The sequence below is a fragment of the Streptomyces cyaneochromogenes genome (genome assembly GCF_003963535.1).
Taxonomy (GTDB): domain Bacteria; phylum Actinomycetota; class Actinomycetes; order Streptomycetales; family Streptomycetaceae; genus Streptomyces; species Streptomyces shaanxiensis.
Map to the genome: position 1 here is coordinate 4,870,240 of NZ_CP034539.1, position 21,281 is coordinate 4,891,520.

Consider the following 21,281-nt stretch of genomic DNA (forward strand, 5'->3'; position numbering starts at 1 on the left):
GCTTTGGGGAGAGGTGGATGACGGACAGCGAGGATCAGGCCCTTGATCCCCGGAGGAAACCCGGCGGGCAGGCCGCCGGGAATCCGGGCATGGAACAGACCCCGAATCCTGAGACGGATTCGGGGCCTGTTGGGTTTATCGGAGCCCGACGGGTTCGGTCGCTCGGGCGGTCGCGCGCCCTGCGCTACGCGCCTTCCGCCGCCTTCGCCGCGATGTCCGTGCGGTGCTGGGAGCCGTCGAGCTTGATGCGGGTGACGGCCTGGTAGGCGCGGTCGCGGGCCTCGGTGAGGTCCTTGCCGGTCGCCGTGACCGACAGGACGCGGCCACCGGCGCTCACGACCGCGTCGCCGTCGCGCCTGGTGCCCGCGTGCAGGACGTAGGCGTGCGGGGCGTCCTCGGCGGCCACCTCGTCGAGGCCGGTGATCGGGTCGCCGGTGCGCGGGGTGCCGGGGTAGTTGTGCGAGGCGACGACCACGGTGACCGCGGCGTCCTCGCTCCAGCGCAGCGGCTCCAGGTCGGCCAGGTCACCCTGGGCGGCGGCCAGCAGGACGCCGGCCAGCGGGGTCTTCAGGCGGGCCAGGACGACCTGGGTCTCGGGGTCACCGAAACGGGCGTTGAACTCGATGACGCGGACGCCGCGCGACGTGATCGCCAGACCGGCGTAGAGAAGACCGGAGAACGGAGTGCCGCGACGGTGCATCTCGTCGACGGTCGGCTGGAGAACGGTCTCCATGACTTCCGCGACCAGCTTCGGGTCCGCCCACGGGAGCGGGGAGTACGCACCCATGCCGCCGGTGTTGGGGCCCTCGTCGCCGTCGAGCGCGCGCTTGAAGTCCTGGGCGGGCTGGAGCGGGACGACCGTCTCGCCGTCGGTGATGGCGAAGAGGGAGACCTCGGGGCCGTCGAGGAACTCCTCGATGACGACACGCTCGCAGGAGTTGGCGTGTGCCCGGGCCGCCTCGATGTCGGCGGTCACGACGACGCCCTTGCCTGCGGCGAGGCCGTCGTCCTTGACGACGTACGGGGCGCCGAAGGCGTCGAGCGCCTCGTCGACCTCGGCCGGGGTCGTACAGACGTAGGAGCGGGCCGTCGGGACGCCGGCCGCGGCCATCACGTCCTTGGCGAAGGCCTTGGAGCCCTCGATCTGCGCGGCCTCACCGGAGGGCCCGAAGACCGGGATGCCCGCCTCGCGCACGGCGTCGGCGACCCCGGCGACGAGCGGTGCCTCCGGCCCCACGACCACGAGGTCGGCGCCCAGCTCCGTGGCCAGCGCGGTTACGGCCTTGCCGTCCAGGGCGTCGACCTGGTGCAGCTCGGCGACCTCGGCGATGCCGGCGTTGCCGGGGGCGCAGTGCAGCGCGGTGACGTCGGGGTCGAGGGACAGGGAGCGGCACAGGGCGTGTTCGCGGGCGCCGTTACCGATGACGAGGACCTTCACGGGGGTCAGCCTAACGGGGTTTTTGTGCGGGGCGATGAGTGGCCGGGGGTTGGCGACCTGTACGTTCCTCCAAGCTCCAGCCGGCCGGCGCCCCAAGAAGAGCCCGCTACTCGTTCGTGAACTCCTCCACCACCGTCGCCCCCAGCTCCCGCACGATCAGATCGTGGCCGGACAGTGCCGACTCGTTGAGGTCGGGGTCGTCGTCCTCGGGGACGTCGTCCTCGGGGGCGACATGGACCGGGGGTTCCGGGGCCGCGGAGGGCTGGGGGGCCGGGGCCGGTGCCGGAGCCGACGAGGCCGTCGGGGGTGGGGTGGGTGACGTGGGCGTCGGCTGGGGAGGGGCCGGGGGCTGGGCGGTCGTGCCGCCACCGCCGTAGCCACTGTTGCCGCCACCGCCGTAACCGCCGGCGCCTCCGCCGTAGCCACCGCCTCCGCCGCCGAAGCCGGACGAGCCGCCGGTCGCCGGGGCAGCCGAGCCTCCGCCCGACGGGTCGATGATCGCCTCGATCTTCCACTGGACGTTGAACTGCTCGGCCAGCGCCTGCCGCAGTACGTCCTCGCTGCCGCTGCTCGCGAAGTTGTCGCGGGCTCCGGCGTTGACGAAGCCGAGCTGGAGGGTGGTGCCGTCGAAGCCGGCGACCTGGGCGTTCTGGCTGAGCAGGATCCAGGTGAAGCGGCGGCGGTTCTTGACCGCCTCCAGGATGTTCGGCCAGAGCATGCGGGGGTCGGGGCCGCCGCTCGGGGCCGCGTAGGCGGGTGCCGCGCCGGGGGCGGGAGCGGGTGTGGGTGCTGCGGGCTGCGGTGCGGGCGAGGGGGGCCCGCTCGCCGGGACCGGGGGCTGGGGCTGGGAGCCGCCGCCCGCCGGGGTCGCCGTGGGCCAGCCGCCGGGGCGTCGGCCGCCGCCTGCGGGCGCGGCGGTGGGCCAGGCGCCCGGGGCGGAAGCCGGGGGCGCGGCGGCGGGAGCAGGGGCAGGGGTGGGCGGGGGTGTGGGCGCCGGGGTGGGCGGGGCCTGGTGCGGCTGAGGTTGCTGGCTGGTCTGCGGTGCGCCGACCGGAGCCGTGGGTTCAGTGGGCGTGGGCGTCGGCTGGCCCATGGGGGCGCCCTGCCCTGCCGGAGCCGCGCCGGGAGCAGGTGCGGGACCGGCACCGGGCGCCCCCGTAGCCCGTACGGCAGCCCTGGCCGCCGCAGCGCCACCGCCCGGCGGAACGGGCACGCCGGCCGCACCGCCATGAGCATCCGGACCAGGCACGTACCCCATCGCGGGCATGCCGGCGCCGCCAGCGGAGAAGTTGACGCCCCGCTCCAGCCGGTCGAGCCGGGCCATGACGGAACGCTCGTCCCCGTAGGCCGCCGGCAGCAGCACGCGCGCGCAGATCAGTTCCAGCTGGAGCCGCGGTGAGGTGGCCCCCCGCATCTCCGTCAGCCCCTCGTTGACCAGGTCGGCGGCGCGGCTCAGCTCGGCGGCCCCGAAGGTGCCGGCCTGGGCCTGCATGCGCTCCAGGACGTCAGCGGGAGCATCGATGAGCCCCTTCTCGACGGCGTCCGGCACGGCGGCCAGGATCACCAGGTCCCGCAGCCGCTCCAGCAGGTCGGCGACGAAGCGACGCGGGTCGTTGCCCCCCTCGATGATCCGGTCCACGACCTCGAAGGCGGCGGCCCCGTCACCGGTGGCGAAGGCCTCCACGACGGAGTCGAGCAGCGAGCCGTCGGTGTAACCGAGCAGGGAGGTGGCCATGGCATACGTCACACCCTCCTCCCGCGCTCCGGCGAGCAGCTGGTCCATGACGGACATGGAGTCACGCACGGACCCGGCACCCGCGCGCACGACGAGGGGCAGGACGCCCTCCTCGACGGGGATGTTCTCGCGGCCGCAGACCTCGCCGAGGTAGTCCCGCAGGGTGCCCGGCGGGACGAGCCGGAAGGGGTAGTGGTGGGTCCGCGACCGGATGGTCCCGATGACCTTCTCGGGCTCGGTGGTGGCGAAGATGAACTTCAGATGCTCGGGCGGCTCCTCGACGACCTTCAGCAACGCGTTGAAGCCGGCCGACGTGACCATGTGGGCCTCGTCGATGATGTAGATCTTGTAGCGGCTGCTGGCGGGTCCGAAGAAGGCCTTCTCGCGCAGCTCACGGGCGTCGTCCACACCACCGTGCGATGCCGCGTCGATCTCGATGACGTCGATGGACCCGGGGCCGTTGCGGGCGAGGTCCTGGCACGACTGGCACTCCCCGCACGGCGTCGGCGTGGGGCCCTTCTCGCAGTTCAGGCACCGCGCGAGGATCCGCGCGCTGGTCGTCTTGCCGCAGCCGCGCGGACCGCTGAACAGGTACGCGTGATTGACCCGGTTGTTCCGCAGCGCCTGCTGCAGCGGGTCGGTTACATGCTCCTGCCCGATGACCTCGGCGAACGACTCCGGGCGATAGCGGCGGTACAGCGCGAGAGACGACACGCATACGAGGTTATAGGCGCCCACTGACAACGCGGACCGGCCCGGAGGGCGGGGATGCGGCGGGCTGCGGGCTGCGGGCTGCGGGCTGCGTGAAACCTGCCCGGTGCGGGCACGCGGGCCGCGCGGGAAAACAAAGACCCCTCACGCACCCGCCAGAGCCAACCTACCCTTGCTGCCTTCCGGCCCTGGGGGAGTTCAGTCAGATAGCGCCGCGTGAGGGGCTGAGCCCCAGCCTACCCGATCGCCGGGCGCCCGAACGAGTTCGCTAGCACCCTCCAGCGTCATGTAATGTTTCCGGCGGAGGATTCGCCTAGAGGCCTAGGGCGCACGCTTGGAAAGCGTGTTGGGGGCAACCCCTCACGAGTTCGAATCTCGTATCCTCCGCCAGTGCCTCACCGGGCACGATGTCGAAGGGCCCCACCGCAAGGTGGGGCCCTTCGACGTTGTCCTCAGACCTCGTTGTCCTGGTTTTTGTCCACAGCGGGTGTTTCCGGGGTTCCCCAGATGGCTTCGGCGATCTTCCGGGCCACGTCCTTCAGCATGGCGTCCGGCACATGCAGATACCTCGCCCGCATGCTCGCGGAGGTTCCCGGCTCCCACCCCATGATCTGATCGATGACTCGGTCCGGGACACCGAGCAGCATGAGCACGGTGGCGGCCGTGTGCCGGGCGTCGTGCAGCCGGGCGTTCCGGACCCCCGCGTCTTCCAGCAGCCGCTTCCAGTCGTGATAGTCCGTGTTCGGGCTCAGCGGGCCACCCAGCGGCTTGGTGAACACGTAGTCCGACTCGGTCCACAGGTCGCCGGCCCTCTTGCGTTCGCGCTCCTGCGTCTCGGCATGGGCACGGAGCATGGCGACCAGCGGGCCGGGCAGGGGCACGGCGCGGCGGCCCGCGCGCGACTTGGTGTTCTTGGTCTCACGTCGCACCTGCACCTTGGCCGGGCAGTACCCCGCCTTCCGGCCACACTGTGAGGCTTCTGGGCACCCGTGCTTGTAGCGGGGGCGCAGACGGTTCCGGCGCAGCTTCAGGTACTCGTTGCGCAGGTCGACGTCAGACCAGCGCAGTCCGAGCGTCTCCCCCTGTCGCAGCCCGAGCGCCAGCGCCAGCATCCACCGGGCGCTGTTCCGGCGCTTGTTCGCTTCGAGCAGGAGGCACTGGACCTCTTCCACGGAGTAGGGCTCTACCTCGGATTCGTCCTCTTCCATCCGCGGCGGCTTCGCCAACGCGGCGGCGTTCTTCGCCGCGTAGCCGCGCCGTACCGCCTCCCCCGGTGCGGTTCGGGCGGTGCGGTTGGCCTGGTGAGCCGTGCCGGCCTTGCGCTCCCCGTTCGCCTGCATTCGGCGGTACAGGCTTTCCAGGTGCTCGGGCTGCAAGCGGTCAAGGCGGTGCTTGCCGACGCCGGGCACGAGGTGAACGCGAACGGCGACCTCGTAGCCGTCGTACGTGTTCTCGCTGACGGTCGGCTTGGCGATGTTCTCAACCCAGTGCTGAAGCCACTTCTCAACCGTCCACGCCTTGCCTGGCTGTTGGGCGGAACCCCCGTCGCGCTGCTTCTCCAGCTTTTTGACTTCTTCAACCAGGTCATCGCGCGTCTTGCGCGCTCGGAACCGCAAGGCAGGTATGACAGAAGCTGCCCGGCGCCTAATCTCCTCGCTGAGGGGGAGGTGCGCAGCGACATTCTCACCGGTGCGCGCCGCGTGGAGATGATCAATCTGCTGATAGGGGCGCTGGCGGGTGCGTTGAGCACCATCCTTGTGTCCGTCGTTGTCGCTTGCACCCGTCACGGACAACGCCTGTTGGCCCGGTTGCTGTCGTATCCGGAACGGCGGCGAGTCAGAAGAGAGGCTCACGCTGGGCCGGGGCAGGGAAGCCGGGGCTGGCTCACCAGCCCAATCGACGGTGACTCGTTTGATGCCGAGATCCAGATCGAAGGCAGAGTCCTTGACCCGCCTGAAGATCATGAAGTGTGGATCGTGCACCGCGTTCCCAACGGCAGTGAGATTTGGCCGAAAGAGAAGCTGGCCCCGGATGTAGCCGGATGGTTCAAGGTAACCACCCTGGAAGGGGGCAGGGCCCGTTCAATGGGCGTAGTTCTGTTGCTGACGCCGAAGCAGGTGAGCCAAGAGTTCGAAGCGTGGTTTCAACGAGGGCGACGGACTGGCCGTTTCCCCAGCCTTCAGCTTCCTTCCGCTGCTCGTGAGCTGGCGAGCGCTGTTGTTTACAGTGAGGCTGATCGGTAGCGCTCGGTCGAGTTCGTCAAGGGCGACCCTGGTTCCTGACACCAACGTCTGACACCAACAGGTGCGAACGGCAGTGATTGAAGCCGTACCTTGGCGAACGGCCCGGCCTGCTGCAGACCGGGTTGTCCCAGGACGACGGAGTCCCATGATCGACCTGATAAGGATGAGGCCAGACCTCGAAATCCTGCGCCCAACGCGGGGCGCCGCCTCAATCGATGGACGGCGCCCCGCTGGCTTGCATCGGTCATTGAGACCTTGCCGATCACTTGGGCAGATTGCAAGCCAGGCATTATGCGCCTCCGCGACTCTAAAAGCTAGGCCACCCGCAAATATGCCACCTGGACGAGTGAACAGGCGACGCGAGGGAGGCTCCCACCGGAGAGACTTGAGGTGCGATCAGAGTGACGCTCAGGCCAAGGCTTTGAGTCTTTCTCGACGCGTGAAAGCCCAGGGGACTGTCCCACGCCAGCAGTTCAGCCCCCTGGGCTTATCCAGCCCCTCTGCAGTCGAGACCCAGCGGAGCTTATATGAACGACAGTACGCGGACCGGCCCCTCAGGGCATCTATCGGCAACTGATCAAGCGAGATTGGCCCAATATGACAAATTCCTGGTCCGAGTGTGCTATACGGGGGTTGCCCTGCTGTACCTGTCCGGAATCCTTGCCTGCCTCCTCTTGCTGAAGGAGATCGACAAGGACAAGGGCACGATGTCAGCGGTTTACCTCGGGATAGCAACTGCTCTCTTTGGGGTTGGCGAGAAGGCCCGCCGCGCCGCGCGACGCACCCGGCGACGGCTCCAGCGCACTGGCCGAGGATGAGCGACGACATAGCAGCCTGCCGCTCCGAGAAGTCACGGCACCGTCCCCGGGCCGTGCCACTGTCGTGCCAGAACGGGCGGGGACTCACGGGGAACCGCAGCGTTGAGGGGAACAACGGCAAGAGGTCAGCCCGGGCGAGGAAACCGCAGGTCACGCTGACGGTCGCCCAACCTCGCTCCTAAAGCGGGTGTCGCAGGTTCGAATCCTGCCGGGGGCACAGACCAAAGGGCCCGCTCAGGAGCATTTCCCTCCCAAGCTGGCCCTTCGTCGTGTTCGTGGTTGTGCCACACGCGTGCCACCACTGCCATGCGGTCGGCAGAGACGTCGAGCGGGTGCGACCCTTGGTCCAATTACTCAGCTGGACCTTGTGCCAGGCGGCGGTGAGGGGCCTCAGCCACACGCTGGTGATCGCTTTGTTGGCACTTACGCGTTCATCAGATCCTTCGACTCCGCGCGGTGGCGACCCTTCGGTAGAGCCGTCTTGGCCGTCAGTCCTCGGGACTGCCACGCGTTGTCACGGAGCTTGAACAGAGCCCAGTAGCGGGTGGGGCACAGGAGCACGATGTTCATGAAGACGGCCGTCGGAGTTCCGACGAGCCACGAGCGCCACCGCTGGCGCGTGGTCATGTCCGGACGCATGAGTACGTACAGACCTGACTGGCCGTACCGGACCACGAGGTAGACCCCGAGGTAGACCAGGGCCACGCCGGGGTTGTGGTAGCGGCCGCCCAGGGTCATCAGCGTCATCACGAGAGTCCAGGCCAGCATCACGGGGGTGATGACGAGCTGGAGCAGACCGAAGGTTGGCGATATGAGTTGCTTCAGGGACAGCCGGGAGTAGACGAACGGCAGCATCCACCACCACGACCGAGCCCAGCGGAGACGCTGACGGTAGGTCTTCTTCAGCGTGGTTGGCATGTCGGTGATCACGCCGGCCTCGTTGACGGCCACGACCTCACCGCGCATGAGGGCTCGCAGCGCCAGCCAGCGATCGTCGCCCGTTCCGCACTCCACCTCGTAGGCGTCCAGGTGGTCGTAGAGCAGCTCGGCTCGGTAGAGAGCAAGGGCACCCGACGTGGTTTCCAGCGCTCCGAGCATCGAACGCGAGGACCGCATCATCACGCACGAGGTGCCGATGTCGATGTCTGCGGCCCTGGAGACCCAGGTCTCCTCGAAGTTGCGGATGTAGATCATCCCGGTGGTGGCCTGGATCTTCGGATTGCTCATGGCCCGCAGCTGCTGCTCCAGCGCATCCGGGAAGGGCTCGCCGTCCGAGTCGATGGTGAGAACGAAGTCGAAGTGCTTGCCCTGCGCCTGAAGATGGCGGAGCACCGTGACTTGCGCTCCACGCTTGCCCTTGTTCTCCTGCCGGTGCCAGAAGACCTGCGGGTGTTCGAAGGGCTCCACGGGGTATTGCTTGGAGCCGTCATCGATGACGTGGATCTCGTCGACCGGATGTGTCTGGGCCAGCAGCGACCACACCGTTCGGTGCAGGTTTTCCGTGGGCTCCTCGAAAGCGGGGATGATCGCCACCGTTCGGCCAGGAGCCACGGGCAGGTGCGTGAAGGACCGGCCTTTCAGGAACGAGACCAGGCAGAGCACGATCACCATCATGCCCAGCCACCAGTAGAACGTCAGGATCGGGCTCTTGGACTGGAGGTGCACCACCACGGTGGCAGCGGCCAGAGCCGCCACCACCACAGCGGTCACCACGGAGAATCTGGCCCGTGATGAAGTGCTCAAGCGGTCACCCGCTTACCGCGGGTCGCCAGGCGGAAGACCGCCACGCCGCCGATCACAAAGAGCATGGCCCCCAGCACGATCCACCCCAGAGCTGTGCCGCCCGTAGCGGCCAATGCTGCTCCCCCCGTGGCTGTACCGATCGCGGCACCCACACCGTTCTGTCCATACATGTTTGCCTCTTTCCCGGGCGTCAGAGACGTCCGGCGTCGTCGCGGGCCGGCAAGACACCGCGTATGTTCAGCACATGGGCCGCCTCGTCGGCGACCTTCGTGACCGCTAGTACGTCGTGGGCCGTCACCGGTCCCACGGCGTCCTGGTTCTCGACCGGGATGGGATCTCGTTTCCTCATCCCCGTCTTCCGGATGGAGTCAGGGCGTTCGCGACGCCCTTCTGATTCCCCGGCGACGGCCGTAGCTGCCGGCTGTGAAGCTCGACGGCACGCCACTGTCCGTGCGCACGCCTAGCTACGGCGCTGCTCTATCTGTGCTCTAGAGCCGCTCGATGTGCGGGGCGGCCGCCATGACGCCACGTGTGTCCAGCACGTACGCGGCCTCGGCGGCGACCTGGGTGAGATCGAACTCGCCGTGCGGAGTGAGCAGGACGACCGCATCGAAGTCGGCGACGCTCATGCCGTTCCCCGCGGTGGCAAAGGGAATCTCCCTGGAGCCGCCGTCCGGCAGGTAGGGATCTACGACGGTGACGTCGGCCCCCATGGTGCGCAACCGGTCGATGACCTGAACGGCCGGCGATTGGCGGGCGTCCGCGGTTCCCGGCTTGTATGCGGCACCCAGGGCGAGGATGCGAGCACCGTGCACGCTGCGGCGGAAGCGGCGGCTGAGCGAGTCCTGCAATCGGCGAACCACGTAGTCGGGCTGACTTTCGTTGATGTCCTGAGCCAGCTCAATGAGCCGGAAGGTCTGCCCGTGCCGTGCCTTGACGTGATGGCTGAGGTAGACAGGGTCGATGGGCAGGCAGTGCCCGCCGACGCCCGGTCCAGGCAGGAACTTGGTGAACCCGAACGGCTTGGTCGCGGCCAACTCCAGGGTGTGCCACACGTCCACGCCAAGTGTGTGAGCCATCCGGGAGAGCTCGTTGACCAGGGCGATGTTGACGTGCCGGTAGGTGTTCTCGAACACTTTGGCCAGCTCGGCCTCTTCCAGCCCCGATGCCGGGACGGTGACTTCGGTGACCGAGTCGTAGAAGGCCTTCACCTGGCGCAAGCAGGCATCCGTGAGCCCGGCGACGATCTTGGGCGTGTTCTCCAGCCGCCAGTCCGCGTTGCCGGGATCTATGCGCTCGGGGCTGAATCCGACATGGAAGTCCTGCCCGGCGACCAGGCCCGAGCCCTCCTCCAGCAGTGGGATGAGCACCTCGCGCGTGGTGCCTGGATGCGTAGTCGACTCAAGCACCACGGAGGCACCCGGCTCCAGCCACTCAACCAGCACGCCGCCGGCCTCTCGTACGCAACTGAGGTCCGGCGCACGGTCGGTCAGCGGCGTCGGCACAGTGATGACCGCAACGTCGAAGCCCTTGAGGTCCTTCGGATCCGAGCTGGCGGTGTAGGCACCCGAACGCAGCACTTGTCGCAGGCGGGTGGAGTCGATGTCCTCGATGTAGGACGATCCGGCAGCCAGCTTCTCGCAGCGCTTCCGGTCGGGTTCGTAGCCAGTCACGGTGTGTCCGGCCTCGGCGGCCCTCAGGGCCAGGGGCAGGCCGACATAGCCCTGCCCGAGCACGCAAACATGCATCGTGGTTTCCTCCCCTTGAAACCAGTCCACGGACATGCGCGAACTGGAAAACGGCGCCCCTGAATTGCGATCTGCCTGTCCCTGAAGCAGGCAGTCGCGGCGTCGGATACTGCATAAAGCGGTGTGGGAGCGTCGGACTGAACCCCGTCTGGTTGCAGCAAACGCCTGCGTCGAACCATCACCGCGTCACCGACCTGCCCAGGCCCCCTGCCTGAACGTGCACAAACCATGGTCGGCGATCTTCACAAACCCCCCTAATTTGTGGATCTCAAGAGTTCAGCAACAACTCGCTAGGCGGAACCCTCTTTGCCGATTCGAAACCTGTGAATCGCCACTGAGGCCACCCGACAGCGGGGTGCCGAGTCGTCAGAACCCTGTCACTGAAGGGGCATCGCGGCGATTGCGATGCGACCCCGGCTCACCCTGAGGCATCTCGACAGCCGTCAGCCGCCCACGGCTTTGCGGCTACGGGCACCCCGGACCACCTTGAAAGGATCTTCACACTTCCCCCCGTTCCTTGCTTGGTCAAGGCTTCAAGGAATCACCGCCAAGCGGAAGGCCTGTTTCCATATCGCGACATTGAGGCCGATGCACTCGCGAACAGCGCGCGCCTCTGCGTGCGCCCCCGTACCACCGCTCACATCTTCGCGCCGGGCACCTGAGGTTTCCCCAAGTCCCGGACTGAGGGACGCCTTTCGGTCTGTGCTGTGTGTGGGCTCGGGTTCCCCCGTCGGGCCCCTCTGGCAGCAGCGCAGTTTGCCGATTCTGGGGGAATGATCCCCAGCCAGGCGAGCGCACCATAACCGCACCAGATCCTGCGGGGAGTAGCGGGGAATCACGGTGAAAGTTGCCCGGCCCTGAAGAGGTCACGAAACGGATGTTCGCCCAGGTCAGAGCCTGATCGAGCCTCGGGTGATCGCAGCTTCCCAAGCTGAGAGCGCCGGTCAACGCGGTTTGGGGCCTCGGAGCCGCAGCAATGTTCCCCGCTGCGAGTCACCCGCGCACGAAGCCGACAATGGCTGTAGCAAGCCCGGCCAAGCCGAACACAACTAGCCCCGCAGTCCATACCTGGTGGGATCGGAACTTGACCAGCCCCTTTGACGGCATTCCCGCGTCTCGGCAGCGCCGTTCTGCGGGGGCATGAACCTGCGGAAGTCCTCTTGTCCTCTCCAACTCCTGTAGCCAAATGCTGTCGGCCAGTTCATGGCGGCGGTGCTTCGCTAGGAGCTGCACAGACATGAAGGAGACGACCATCGACAGCATGCCGGCAGTTACCTGCGCAAGTCGCCCCGTATCAGGATGAAGCGCGATGGTCATGAGGAACGCCTGAGCTGCAAGCCCCAGACCGGGTGCTTGCCACATCATCGAGTCGTAGCCGGCACGGCGGGTGGCCACCGTTTGGTACTGGAGGAATGCGAGCTCATCAGTCGGGGCTGGAGACGTCGGCATAACTGCAATGCAATCAGCAGGCCGACCAATCTGCGGGCAAAACGATGCGGTCGCCTGCCGTTGACCGTCTGTCTCCTGCGAGCGTGGGCGCCAACCAGCTGTGTGGCCCGGTCTCGGCCGTCTCAGTAATCCGGGGGCCTGACGGCTCCACCCCGTGGGCGTGAAAATCGGTGGGTGGCCGTCCGGCGGACGTCGAGGAAACTTGGTGCGATCCGAGCCTGTGTCTCAGTAGGACGCTGGGGGTCCATCGCCAGGCACCCGGATGTGTTGCTCCGAGCACGTGAATCAGTTTCTCCCGCCTGCCGGACCCCCGCCGGCCGGTCACGCGCCTGCGGCCGTGAACGAGATGGGGGGTGCCGGGGATGGATGTGATCCACGAACGCTGCGCGGGGATCGACATCAGCAAGGTGGACGTGAAGGTGACGATCCGCACGCCTGGTGCGGGCAAGCGCCGCCGCAAGGAGACCCGTACCTTCTCGTCGATGACGTCCGGACTGCTGGCCATGCGGGACTGGCTGCTCGCCGAGGGCATCACGGTGGCCGGCATGGAGGCCACCGGCGCCTACTGGAAGCCTGTGTTCTACCTGCTCGAACACGACATGGAGTGCTGGCTGCTCAACGCCCGGCACATGAAGGCCGTGCCCGGCCGCAAGACCGACGTGAAGGACTCCGAGTGGATCGCCCGGCTGGTCGAACACGGCCTGGTACGGCCCTCATTCGTGCCACCGGAACCGATCCGGCAACTGCGCGACCTGACCCGCTACCGCACCGAGGTCATCCGCGAACGCACCCGCGAGGCGCAACGGCTGGAGAAACTTCTGGAAGACACCGGGATCAAACTGTCCGCCGTGGTCTCCGACCTCCTCGGCGTCTCCAGCCGGGCCATGCTGGCCGCCCTCATCACCGGCACCCGTGACCCCCACCTGCTGGCCGACCTGGCCAAGGGCTCCATGCGGCGCAAGACCGACGCCCTCATCGAGGCCCTGACCGGCCACTTCACCGACCACCACGCATTCTTGGCCCGCGCCATGCTCGATCGCATCGATGCCTGCACCGCCATGGAGAAGCGGCTCGATCACCGGATCGACGAACAGATCGCGCCGTTTCACCACCGCATCGACCTGCTCGTGACCGTTCCCGGCATCAACACCCGCACCGCCCAGGTGATCCTCGCGGAGATCGGCGACGCCATCGCCCGCTTCCCCACGGCCGCCGACCTTGCCTCCTGGGCCGGCGTCTGCCCCGGCAACAACGAGTCCGGCGGCAGAAAGGGCCCGGCCAGGACCCGCCACGGCGACCCCTGGCTCAAGGCCGCCCTGGGCCAGGCCGCCGTCTCGGCCTCACGCACCAAGGACACCTACCTCGCCGCCCGCTACCGGCGCATCACCGCCCGCCGCGGCAAGAAGAGAGCCCTGGTCGCCCTCCAGCACTCGATCCTCATCTCCGTCTGGCACATGTTCACCCGCGACACCGAATACGCCGACCTCGGCGGCCGGTACTTCATCGAACGCACCGGCCGGGCCCGGCAGACACGGCGCCTGGTCAGCCAACTCAACCAACTCGGCTACCACGTCACCCTTCAGACAGAAGGAGCCGTCTGACCAGCGGCCACGAAGACGCGGACGGTGGATTTTCGAATCAGTTTCCATCTCATTCAGCGCCGTTCACAGCCGTTCAGGCGAGACCCGGAGCCGTCCCCGCACGGCCGGCCAGCCGCCCATGAACGCAGGTGAACGCCCCCGCACGATGCCCCAGCGCCCACCACCACAGTTGGAAAGCGTGTTGAGGGCAACCCCTCACGAGTTCGAATCTCGTATCCTCCGCAGCCGCCTGAACAGGCGAAACGAGAACCCCGGACCGCTTCGGCGGCCGGGGTTCTCAACATGTCTTGGCCTCAGTTTCGGTCTCATTTGTTTCCGACATATGCGGCATTCTGTACGGCATGGCGACACGCCTCCGGCGACGACGGTGGGTCGCCGTCCAAGCGTTCGTTCCCCGACTTGCACGCTGAAGGCCGACGGCCAAGATCAGCCTCAGGTGACGCTTGCCCCACATCGCAGGACGTGCCCCCAGAAAGCAACCCGCAGCCAGGTAGTGCACTGACCATCCACGTCCGCCCTACCAGCGCCTTCCAGGTCGCACGCTGCCCCAGAGGGTCGAGCCATTTGCGCACCCCGGCCCTCTGACCTTGCACTCAGCCTCCGGCGACCACCCTCAGTCCCATCGCCTCGCGAACTCAGCACCGGCCAGCAGGTCGCCCGTCCGCACGATCGGATCATCGATCCCCAGGGCCACCAGCACATCGGCGGGAAGGGCCACGTATTTTCCCTTCAACTTCGTGACACGGCAGGGAAAGCGGTTCGACCTCACCAGCCCGGATGCCTTCGATGGGTCGACCCCGAGGAGATCTGCCACCTTGCGCAGGGGCATTGGCTCGGCCAGCCACTGCGACAGTCGCCTTGCACTTGGGCTCACTCGGCTTCCTTCTGCGGCCCGTCGAGTTCGTCGGACTCGCCCTCGGGCACCTGCTCCGAACCCAAGGCGAGGAACTCGCCCAAGAGCCCGAGGCGGTGCAAGGTAGCGCCCATGCGTTCGCCGCTGATGCGCCCCCACAACAAAGGGTCCATCTCGTCGACCACCTGGATGTCCGACTCTTTGCGGATGGGCGAGTAGCCGTCATCACATCGGCTCGCGCGGTCGACAAGGCTGTACGGATCCGTTGTGCGCTCGGCCGGGTCAGCCCGTTCCACCGCCCAGTCGGCCGCATTGGCGGACCGGATAACCTCGTCACGGACATCGTCGCCTTCGGTGGCCAGCGCCAGACCGTACAACGCACCGAACACCATGGCCGACCTCACCTCGGCGACGTCGACGCAGAGCCTCCTCGACACTCTCCCGGCCGACTTCCGGAGGTAGGGGATGACGAAATAGAGCACGAGCAACTGGCTACGCTGAGCCAAGTTCGGCAGGTCACTATGGGCATCGCGGCCTACACATCGCCATAGCGCGTCCCGAAGAGCAACGTCGGTGGCATCTCGCGCCGCCGCATCTTTCGCCTCCGAGAGCGTGAGGTGTTCACCCACCGAACACCTCTCCCCGGGCGCATGTGGACACACCAACTGCCCACCGAGCAACTGCGAAACCTTTAGCTCGATCGATCTGAAGACGTCTGCCGAAGGCAGCAGGGACACGGCTCCTCCTCTTGTGGTTCCGGCAACGGCAGGAGGCTCACCGCGGCGAAGGGCGACTATCCGCACCAGCCGATGCATGCGCTGGCGGGAGTGAACGACACGGGGTGACCGAGTGAAACGATGTGTCCCAGCGATCAACATCGGGGAAGGCCACGGGATCATCCATCCGCATCCTGGGCCTGACTGGTTCAGCGGCCCTGGTAAGGGCGCTTACACCAGGAGTATGGTCTCTAGTATGGCGACGAAAAAAGTCACGGTGACGATCCCCGAAGATCTCCTCGACGAGATCCGCGCCGACGCGGCTGAGCGGGGACTTTCGGCGTATGTAGCCGAAGCACTGCGATTCAAGCGCGATCGGGACCGGCTGCTGGAGCTGGTCGACTGGCTGCAGGAGGAACACGGGCCGGTCACCGAAAACGAGCGCGCGGCAGCCCTCGCGGAACTGGACGATCTCGACGCCGAGCACGAGCGCCGTCGCACCGCCGGAGGACACGATGCCGGAGAGGCCGCGTGAAGAAGCGCGCCGGTGAGCACAGGCAGCAGCCACTGCGCGTCTTCGTACTCGACTGCGAAGCCCTGTCCCTGGCCGTGCGCGGCGACCGCATGATGATCGCCTGGCTCGACCTCGCGGCCGGGGGTGAGGCCGAAGTGGTGACGTCTCCCATGACGCTGGTCGAGGCGTACGACGGCAGGACCACCGAGCAGCGCTGGGACTGGGTGCTCTCCCGGCTCAAGGTCGCCGATATCGGAAAGGACGAGGCCCGCCAGGCCCGGCGTCTCCTGGCCGACGCCAAGCTGCACGGTCACAAGTACGCAATCGATGCCGTGCTCGCTGTCATCGCACGCCAGCAGAAAGGGCGGGTCACAGTCTTCACCTCGGACGTAGACGACCTGGAGAAGCTCCTCCCGGACACCATCGTTGTCAAGAAGGTATGACCCGGCACCCTGGTCTCAGTTTTGGTCTCATTCACCACCGTCCACCGGCGTCCATAGCCTCTGACAGCACCCGCTCCGCCGCAGGTCAGGACGCTCCTGATCACTCCCGAACCCCCAGACGAACTTTTGGAAAGCGTCTTGGGGGCAACCCCTCACGAGTTCCAATCTCGCATCCTCCGCCAGTGCCTCACCGGGCACGATGTCGAAGGGCCCCACCCTTCGCGGTGGGGCCCTTCGACGTTGTCCGTCTCAGTAATCCGGGGGCCTGACGGCTCCACCCCGTGGGCGTGAAAATCGGTGGGTGGCCGTCCGGCGGACGTCGAGGAAACTTGGTGCGATCCGAGCCTGTGTCTCAGTAGGACGCTGGGGGTCCATCGCCAGGCACCCGGATGTGTTGCTCCGAGCACGTGAATCAGTTTCTCCCGCCTGCCGGACCCCCGCCGGCCGGTCACGCGCCTGCGGCCGTGAACGAGATGGGGGGTGCCGGGGATGGATGTGATCCACGAACGCTGCGCGGGGATCGACATCAGCAAGGTGGACGTGAAGGTGACGATCCGCACGCCTGGTGCGGGCAAGCGCCGCCGCAAGGAGACCCGTACCTTCTCGTCGATGACGTCCGGACTGCTGGCCATGCGGGACTGGCTGCTCGCCGAGGGCATCACGGTGGCCGGCATGGAGGCCACCGGCGCCTACTGGAAGCCTGTGTTCTACCTGCTCGAACACGACATGGAGTGCTGGCTGCTCAACGCCCGGCACATGAAGGCCGTGCCCGGCCGCAAGACCGACGTGAAGGACTCCGAGTGGATCGCCCGGCTGGTCGAACACGGCCTGGTACGGCCCTCATTCGTGCCACCGGAACCGATCCGGCAACTGCGCGACCTGACCCGCTACCGCACCGAGGTCATCCGCGAACGCACCCGCGAGGCGCAACGGCTGGAGAAACTTCTGGAAGACACCGGGATCAAACTGTCCGCCGTGGTCTCCGACCTCCTCGGCGTCTCCAGCCGGGCCATGCTGGCCGCCCTCATCACCGGCACCCGTGACCCCCACCTGCTGGCCGACCTGGCCAAGGGCTCCATGCGGCGCAAGACCGACGCCCTCATCGAGGCCCTGACCGGCCACTTCACCGACCACCACGCATTCTTGGCCCGCGCCATGCTCGATCGCATCGATGCCTGCACCGCCATGGAGAAGCGGCTCGATCACCGGATCGACGAACAGATCGCGCCGTTTCACCACCGCATCGACCTGCTCGTGACCGTTCCCGGCATCAACACCCGCACCGCCCAGGTGATCCTCGCGGAGATCGGCGACGCCATCGCCCGCTTCCCCACGGCCGCCGACCTTGCCTCCTGGGCCGGCGTCTGCCCCGGCAACAACGAGTCCGGCGGCAGAAAGGGCCCGGCCAGGACCCGCCACGGCGACCCCTGGCTCAAGGCCGCCCTGGGCCAGGCCGCCGTCTCGGCCTCACGCACCAAGGACACCTACCTCGCCGCCCGCTACCGGCGCATCACCGCCCGCCGCGGCAAGAAGAGAGCCCTGGTCGCCCTCCAGCACTCGATCCTCATCTCCGTCTGGCACATGTTCACCCGCGACACCGAATACGCCGACCTCGGCGGCCGGTACTTCATCGAACGCACCGGCCGGGCCCGGCAGACACGGCGCCTGGTCAGCCAACTCAACCAACTCGGCTACCACGTCACCCTTCAGACAGAAGGAGCCGTCTGACCAGCGGCCACGAAGACGCGGACGGTGGATTTTCGAATCAGTTTCCGTCTCGGTTGGATTTTTCGTCGGCTCCGGGTGGCTGCCAGAGAACCCGCTCCCCCGGGCTCCCAACCCATGATCGCGTCGATCTCGACATCCGGGACGCCAGGATCATAGAGTTCTCGAGACTCTGCCCACGGGCCTACTCGCCCGGCGGAACTCGAACGAAGCCCTCGGTCCAACCGTTCTCATCGAGCTCGTAGGCGTCGAAGTAGAAGCACTCCGGTTCATCACGGAAGCCCGGTAGCAGTCGAGCCTGACGCACACGCTCTTCAACCCGTTCAAGGGTTGAGTAGATACCGAGCAGCTTCACGTCGTCGCCGTCCAGCTCGTCGCAGAACACGCCGCTCTCATCGACGTGCACTGTCGAGCCGTCGTCGCCGGCTTCGTTCTGGTGGCCGACATGCCACAGCGGATACACGATCACGGGCGGGAAGCTATCAGCACTCGAGTTCGTGGACGTTCGGCGCCCTCACCACCGGGCATCACGCGACTTCGCCGAGGCCCAGCTCCTAGGGTCTGTTCTGAGTTCAGATCACGAACAGGCCCAGCACCCAAGACACAGCACCACTCGCCCGATGTCTAGCTTCAGATGAGGCTTGACGCCTTCGACGTTCAGTTCAGGTGGTGGGTGTCATTGAGGGCCCGCACCGTGGCGGTGCCGTCCTCGTCGTACGTCACCGTCGACAGGGAGGCCGCCGCGACTTCCATGCGGAACAAACCGTGTGGTGGGGCTTGGAGCGCGAGGCGGAGCAGGGTTCTGAGGGGGCCGACGTGGGAGACGACCAGAACCGTGGCGCCCACGTGCTGGGCCAGGAGGCCGTCTCGTACGGCGGCGACCCGGCGTGTGACCTGTTGCATGGTCTCGCCCGCGCCCGTGGGAGGAGTCTCGGGCGAGGCGAACCATGCGCTCAGGTCGTCCGGGTGGCGTTCGCGGACTTCGGTGAAGGTCAGGCCTTCCCAGGCGCCGAAGTCCGCTTCCCGCAGGTCCCGGTCGACCCGGACGCTCAGGCCGAGGCGCGCGGCCACGGAGCGAGCGGTCTCCTGGCAGCGCCGCATCGGTGACGTGACGACCGCCGCGATGCCGCCACGGCGGGCGAGAGCCTCTGCCACCGCTTCGGCCTGGCGGCGGCCGGCCGGTGAGAGTCCCGGGTTGGATCCTCCGCTGCCGGAGAGCCGCCGCTCGGGGGTGAGCAGGGTTTCGCCGTGCCGCAGCAGTACGAGCGTCGTCGCGTCACTCACTTCGCGGTCTTCGCGAAGTGGTCCCGTACGGCGTCGGTCTGCTTCTCCATGACGTCGATGATGGCCTCGACCACGTTCAGGTCGGCGTCCTCGGCGATGTCCAGGGTCCGCGACCAGTCGAAGAAGCTGCGGGCCGGGTCGTTGGTGATGGGGAATACGCGGATGGTGGCCTCGTACTTGGCGACACCGCTGGTGGGGGCGACAGCCCGGTAGGACTGGGTCTTGTTGATCTCGTCGCGGGCGGCGATCTCCTGCTGGACGAGACGGCCGTTGAGCGTGAGCTTGAAGTCATAGCGGGCCGGGACGGTGTCGACCGAGCCGCCTTCCACCCAGCTGACGTCCCGGTGGATGTCCAGGTCGCCCGGGGACACGATGTCCAGGATCTGCATGGCGTCGCGCACTGTCGCCCACACGGTGTCCGGGTCGGCATCGAGGACGGTGGAGTGGTACATGGTGTGCTTGCGCTGGATCGTCGGCACGGGGTGCTCCTTCTTCTGTTTCTTGGCGACGAGGTGGTTTCCGAGGATCAGGTAGTCGATCTCGGTGCCCATGAAGCAGTTCAGGGCGTCGGTGGGCGTGCAGACGATGGGTTCGCCGGCGACGTTGAACGAGGTGTTGATCAGGCACGGGGTGCCGGTGAGTTCGGTGAACTTCCGCAGCAGCGCCGTAAGGCGCGGGGTTCCCTCGTCCGTCAGGGTCTGGATGCGCGAGGTGCCGTCCACGTGTACGGCGCCGGGGATGCGGTCCTTGTACTCGTCGCGCACGGGGAAGACGAACGTCATGTACGGGGAACTGCTCTTGCGCCCCATGTCGAAGATCTGCGGCGCCTGCTCCTCGAGGACGAGGGGAGCGAACGGGCGGAAGGGCTCGCGGTGCTTGACCCGGGTGTTGATGATGTCCTTGATGTCGCTGAAGCCGGGGTTGGCGAGGATGCTGCGATGCCCCAGCGCGCGTGGCCCGTGCTCGATACGGCCTTCGAACCAGCCGATCACGACCTTCTGCGTCAGCAGCTTCGCCACCTGGTCGATCACCTCGTCGTCGTCCAGGCGCGAGACGACGACGAGGTCGGTGAAGGGCTGGAGGGCCTTCTCCATCGCGGCTTCGTCGTAGGACGGGCCGAGGTAAGGGGTGATGGGCCCGGACGCGGCCCTGATGTCCGCGGGGGCGGTGTCCGGGTGGTTGAGCCAGGCGTGGGCCGCGGCTCCGATGGTGATGCCCGTGTCGGAGGCGCCGAAGCTGACCTGCATGTCCTCGAAGCGGGAGCCTTCGAACAGCGGGGTGTTGTTGAGGCAGTTCAGGGCGACGCCGCCCTCGAACAGCAGCCGGTCCAGGTCCGTCCGCTTCTCCAAGTGGCTGACCTGGTGAGCCGTGGCCACGTTCAGCATCTCCTGCGCTGCGGCCGCGACGCGGGACGTGTACGCGAGGGTGTCCTCGAAGGGGCCGAAGTACTCCTCGAACAGGGCGTCGTGGCTGTGCAGGTTGTCGGTCTGCAAGGGCTTGGTGAAGGTGTAACGGCCATCGTCGTGCAACGTCAGAAGCTTGTCGATGAACGGGTTCGGCGTCGGCGGGGCCGCGTATCCGGCCAGGCCCATCACCTTGTACTCGTCGTTGTTGGGGACGAAACCGAGGAAGCGGGTGATGGACGAGAACAGGGTGCCCATGGAGAACTGGGCGCCGATGACCGTGTCGTCGAAGACGGTGATCCGGCCGTCGCGGATCTCGCCCGTCAAGGTCGAGAAGCGTTCGGCGCGGCCGTCGCTGACGAGGAAGGCCGCGTCCTTCATGCCGGCCAGGTAGTAGCCGGTCATCGCGTGGGCCAAGTGGTGAGGTACGAAGCGGACCTTGGCCGGGTCGGGGCGGTGTCCGGTGCGGGCTTCGAAGTCCGCGAGGATCGCTTCGGGGCTGACGACCTGGTCGTACAGGTCGGTCATGTCGGCCATGAGGCCGGTCTTCGTGTCCTGTGGTGCCGACGAGGCGCGGATGGCGTCCAGGGTCTCGTCCAGAACCTGCGCGGACCAGTTCCAGGGGAAGGCGAACAGGTCTACGTCGTCGTACGTGATCCCGGCTTCCGCGAGGCACCAGTCGATCGCGTTCACGGGGAAGTCGGTGGTCTTCTTCTCCCGGTTGAGGCGTTCCTCCTCCACCGCGGCGACCAGGCGGCCGTCGATCAGGAGTGCGGCGGCGGCGTCGTGGCCCAGGAGGTAGTGCTTGTTGATGCCGGTCGCGCCGAAGCGTTCGGAGAAGAACTCCGACACCCGGC

General features: G+C 67.2%; 15 protein-coding genes, 1 tRNA gene, 1 other RNA gene and 1 pseudogene. 5 read left to right on the plus strand and 13 right to left on the minus strand.

Annotation, left to right across the window (positions count from 1 at the left end; genetic code table 11):
- Positions 1-184: 184 nt before the first annotated feature.
- The 3 genes from purD to ffs all read right to left on the minus strand — a co-directional run bounded on the left by purD (position 185) and on the right by ffs (position 4,113).
- Complete coding sequence (purD, locus tag EJ357_RS22005; protein ID WP_126393304.1) at positions 185-1,438, minus strand: phosphoribosylamine--glycine ligase; 1,254 nt, start codon at positions 1,436-1,438, stop codon at positions 185-187.
- Positions 1,439-1,544: 106 nt separating this feature from the next.
- Positions 1,545-3,887, minus strand: a complete 2,343-nt coding sequence (locus tag EJ357_RS22010) for a DNA polymerase III subunit gamma and tau (protein WP_126393305.1) — start codon at positions 3,885-3,887, stop codon at positions 1,545-1,547.
- Between the two features lie 129 nt (positions 3,888-4,016).
- An RNA gene (gene ffs, locus EJ357_RS22015) (signal recognition particle sRNA small type) lies at positions 4,017-4,113 on the minus strand.
- 73 nt (positions 4,114-4,186) lie between these two features.
- On the opposite strand from ffs, the gene EJ357_RS22020 reads away from it, so the two are divergent.
- Positions 4,187-4,274, plus strand: a tRNA-Ser gene (locus EJ357_RS22020).
- A 62-nt stretch (positions 4,275-4,336) separates the two neighbouring features.
- On the opposite strand, the gene EJ357_RS22025 is transcribed toward EJ357_RS22020, so the two are convergent.
- From EJ357_RS22025 to EJ357_RS22040, 5 genes are all read right to left on the minus strand, one after another.
- On the minus strand, positions 4,337-5,848 hold the full coding sequence (locus EJ357_RS22025; protein WP_456114837.1) for a tyrosine-type recombinase/integrase: 1,512 nt from the start codon (positions 5,846-5,848) through the stop codon (positions 4,337-4,339).
- A 1,520-nt stretch (positions 5,849-7,368) separates the two neighbouring features.
- On the minus strand, positions 7,369-8,655 hold the full coding sequence (locus EJ357_RS22030) for a glycosyltransferase family 2 protein (protein ID WP_228473124.1): 1,287 nt from the start codon (positions 8,653-8,655) through the stop codon (positions 7,369-7,371).
- Positions 8,656-8,878: 223 nt separating this feature from the next.
- A complete protein-coding gene (locus tag EJ357_RS48380; RefSeq protein WP_175647474.1) occupies positions 8,879-9,037 on the minus strand; it encodes a hypothetical protein in 159 nt (52 codons plus the stop codon).
- Between the two features lie 139 nt (positions 9,038-9,176).
- Positions 9,177-10,436, minus strand: coding sequence for a nucleotide sugar dehydrogenase (locus tag EJ357_RS22035; protein WP_126399788.1), 1,260 nt, complete (start codon positions 10,434-10,436; stop codon positions 9,177-9,179).
- A gap of 993 nt (positions 10,437-11,429) precedes the next feature.
- Positions 11,430-11,831, minus strand: a complete 402-nt coding sequence (locus tag EJ357_RS22040) for a hypothetical protein (protein WP_126393307.1) — start codon at positions 11,829-11,831, stop codon at positions 11,430-11,432.
- A 416-nt stretch (positions 11,832-12,247) separates the two neighbouring features.
- On the opposite strand from EJ357_RS22040, the gene EJ357_RS22045 reads away from it, so the two are divergent.
- Positions 12,248-13,486 carry an IS110 family RNA-guided transposase gene (locus EJ357_RS22045; RefSeq protein WP_126393308.1) on the plus strand — a complete coding sequence of 413 codons (1,239 nt, stop codon included), beginning with the start codon at positions 12,248-12,250 and terminating at the stop codon, positions 13,484-13,486.
- A 613-nt stretch (positions 13,487-14,099) separates the two neighbouring features.
- Here EJ357_RS22045 and EJ357_RS22050 read toward each other — a convergent pair.
- Both EJ357_RS22050 and EJ357_RS49445 read right to left on the minus strand, forming a co-directional pair.
- Positions 14,100-14,360 (minus strand): DNA-binding protein, encoded by a 261-nt coding sequence (locus tag EJ357_RS22050; protein WP_126393309.1) that lies wholly within the window; start codon positions 14,358-14,360, stop codon positions 14,100-14,102.
- Positions 14,357-15,076 carry a hypothetical protein gene (locus EJ357_RS49445; RefSeq protein WP_228473125.1) on the minus strand — a complete coding sequence of 240 codons (720 nt, stop codon included), beginning with the start codon at positions 15,074-15,076 and terminating at the stop codon, positions 14,357-14,359. The genes EJ357_RS22050 and EJ357_RS49445 overlap by 4 nt, the downstream gene beginning before the upstream one ends.
- A gap of 235 nt (positions 15,077-15,311) precedes the next feature.
- Between EJ357_RS49445 and EJ357_RS22060 the strand changes: the two genes are divergently transcribed.
- From EJ357_RS22060 to EJ357_RS22070, 3 genes are all read left to right on the plus strand, one after another.
- The gene (locus EJ357_RS22060; protein WP_126393310.1) at positions 15,312-15,590 is read left to right on the plus strand and encodes a ribbon-helix-helix domain-containing protein; all 279 of its coding nucleotides are present in this window, start codon (positions 15,312-15,314) and stop codon (positions 15,588-15,590) included.
- Positions 15,587-16,012: a PIN domain-containing protein gene (locus EJ357_RS22065; protein WP_126393311.1), complete on the plus strand. Its 426-nt coding sequence runs from the start codon at positions 15,587-15,589 to the stop codon at positions 16,010-16,012. The genes EJ357_RS22060 and EJ357_RS22065 overlap by 4 nt, the downstream gene beginning before the upstream one ends.
- A gap of 489 nt (positions 16,013-16,501) precedes the next feature.
- Positions 16,502-17,740 carry an IS110 family RNA-guided transposase gene (locus EJ357_RS22070; protein ID WP_126393308.1) on the plus strand — a complete coding sequence of 413 codons (1,239 nt, stop codon included), beginning with the start codon at positions 16,502-16,504 and terminating at the stop codon, positions 17,738-17,740.
- 181 nt (positions 17,741-17,921) lie between these two features.
- Here EJ357_RS22070 and EJ357_RS22075 read toward each other — a convergent pair whose 3' ends face one another.
- The 3 genes and pseudogenes from EJ357_RS22075 to EJ357_RS22085 all read right to left on the minus strand — a co-directional run bounded on the left by EJ357_RS22075 (position 17,922) and on the right by EJ357_RS22085 (position 21,276).
- Complete coding sequence (locus EJ357_RS22075) at positions 17,922-18,206, minus strand: DUF7336 domain-containing protein (protein ID WP_126393312.1); 285 nt, start codon at positions 18,204-18,206, stop codon at positions 17,922-17,924.
- Between the two features lie 188 nt (positions 18,207-18,394).
- Positions 18,395-19,006 (minus strand): annotated as a pseudogene (locus EJ357_RS22080) (histidine phosphatase family protein); the annotation flags it as partial.
- An 11-nt stretch (positions 19,007-19,017) separates the two neighbouring features.
- Positions 19,018-21,276 (minus strand): carbamoyltransferase C-terminal domain-containing protein, encoded by a 2,259-nt coding sequence (locus EJ357_RS22085; RefSeq protein WP_323378042.1) that lies wholly within the window; start codon positions 21,274-21,276, stop codon positions 19,018-19,020.
- Positions 21,277-21,281: the final 5 nt, after the last annotated feature.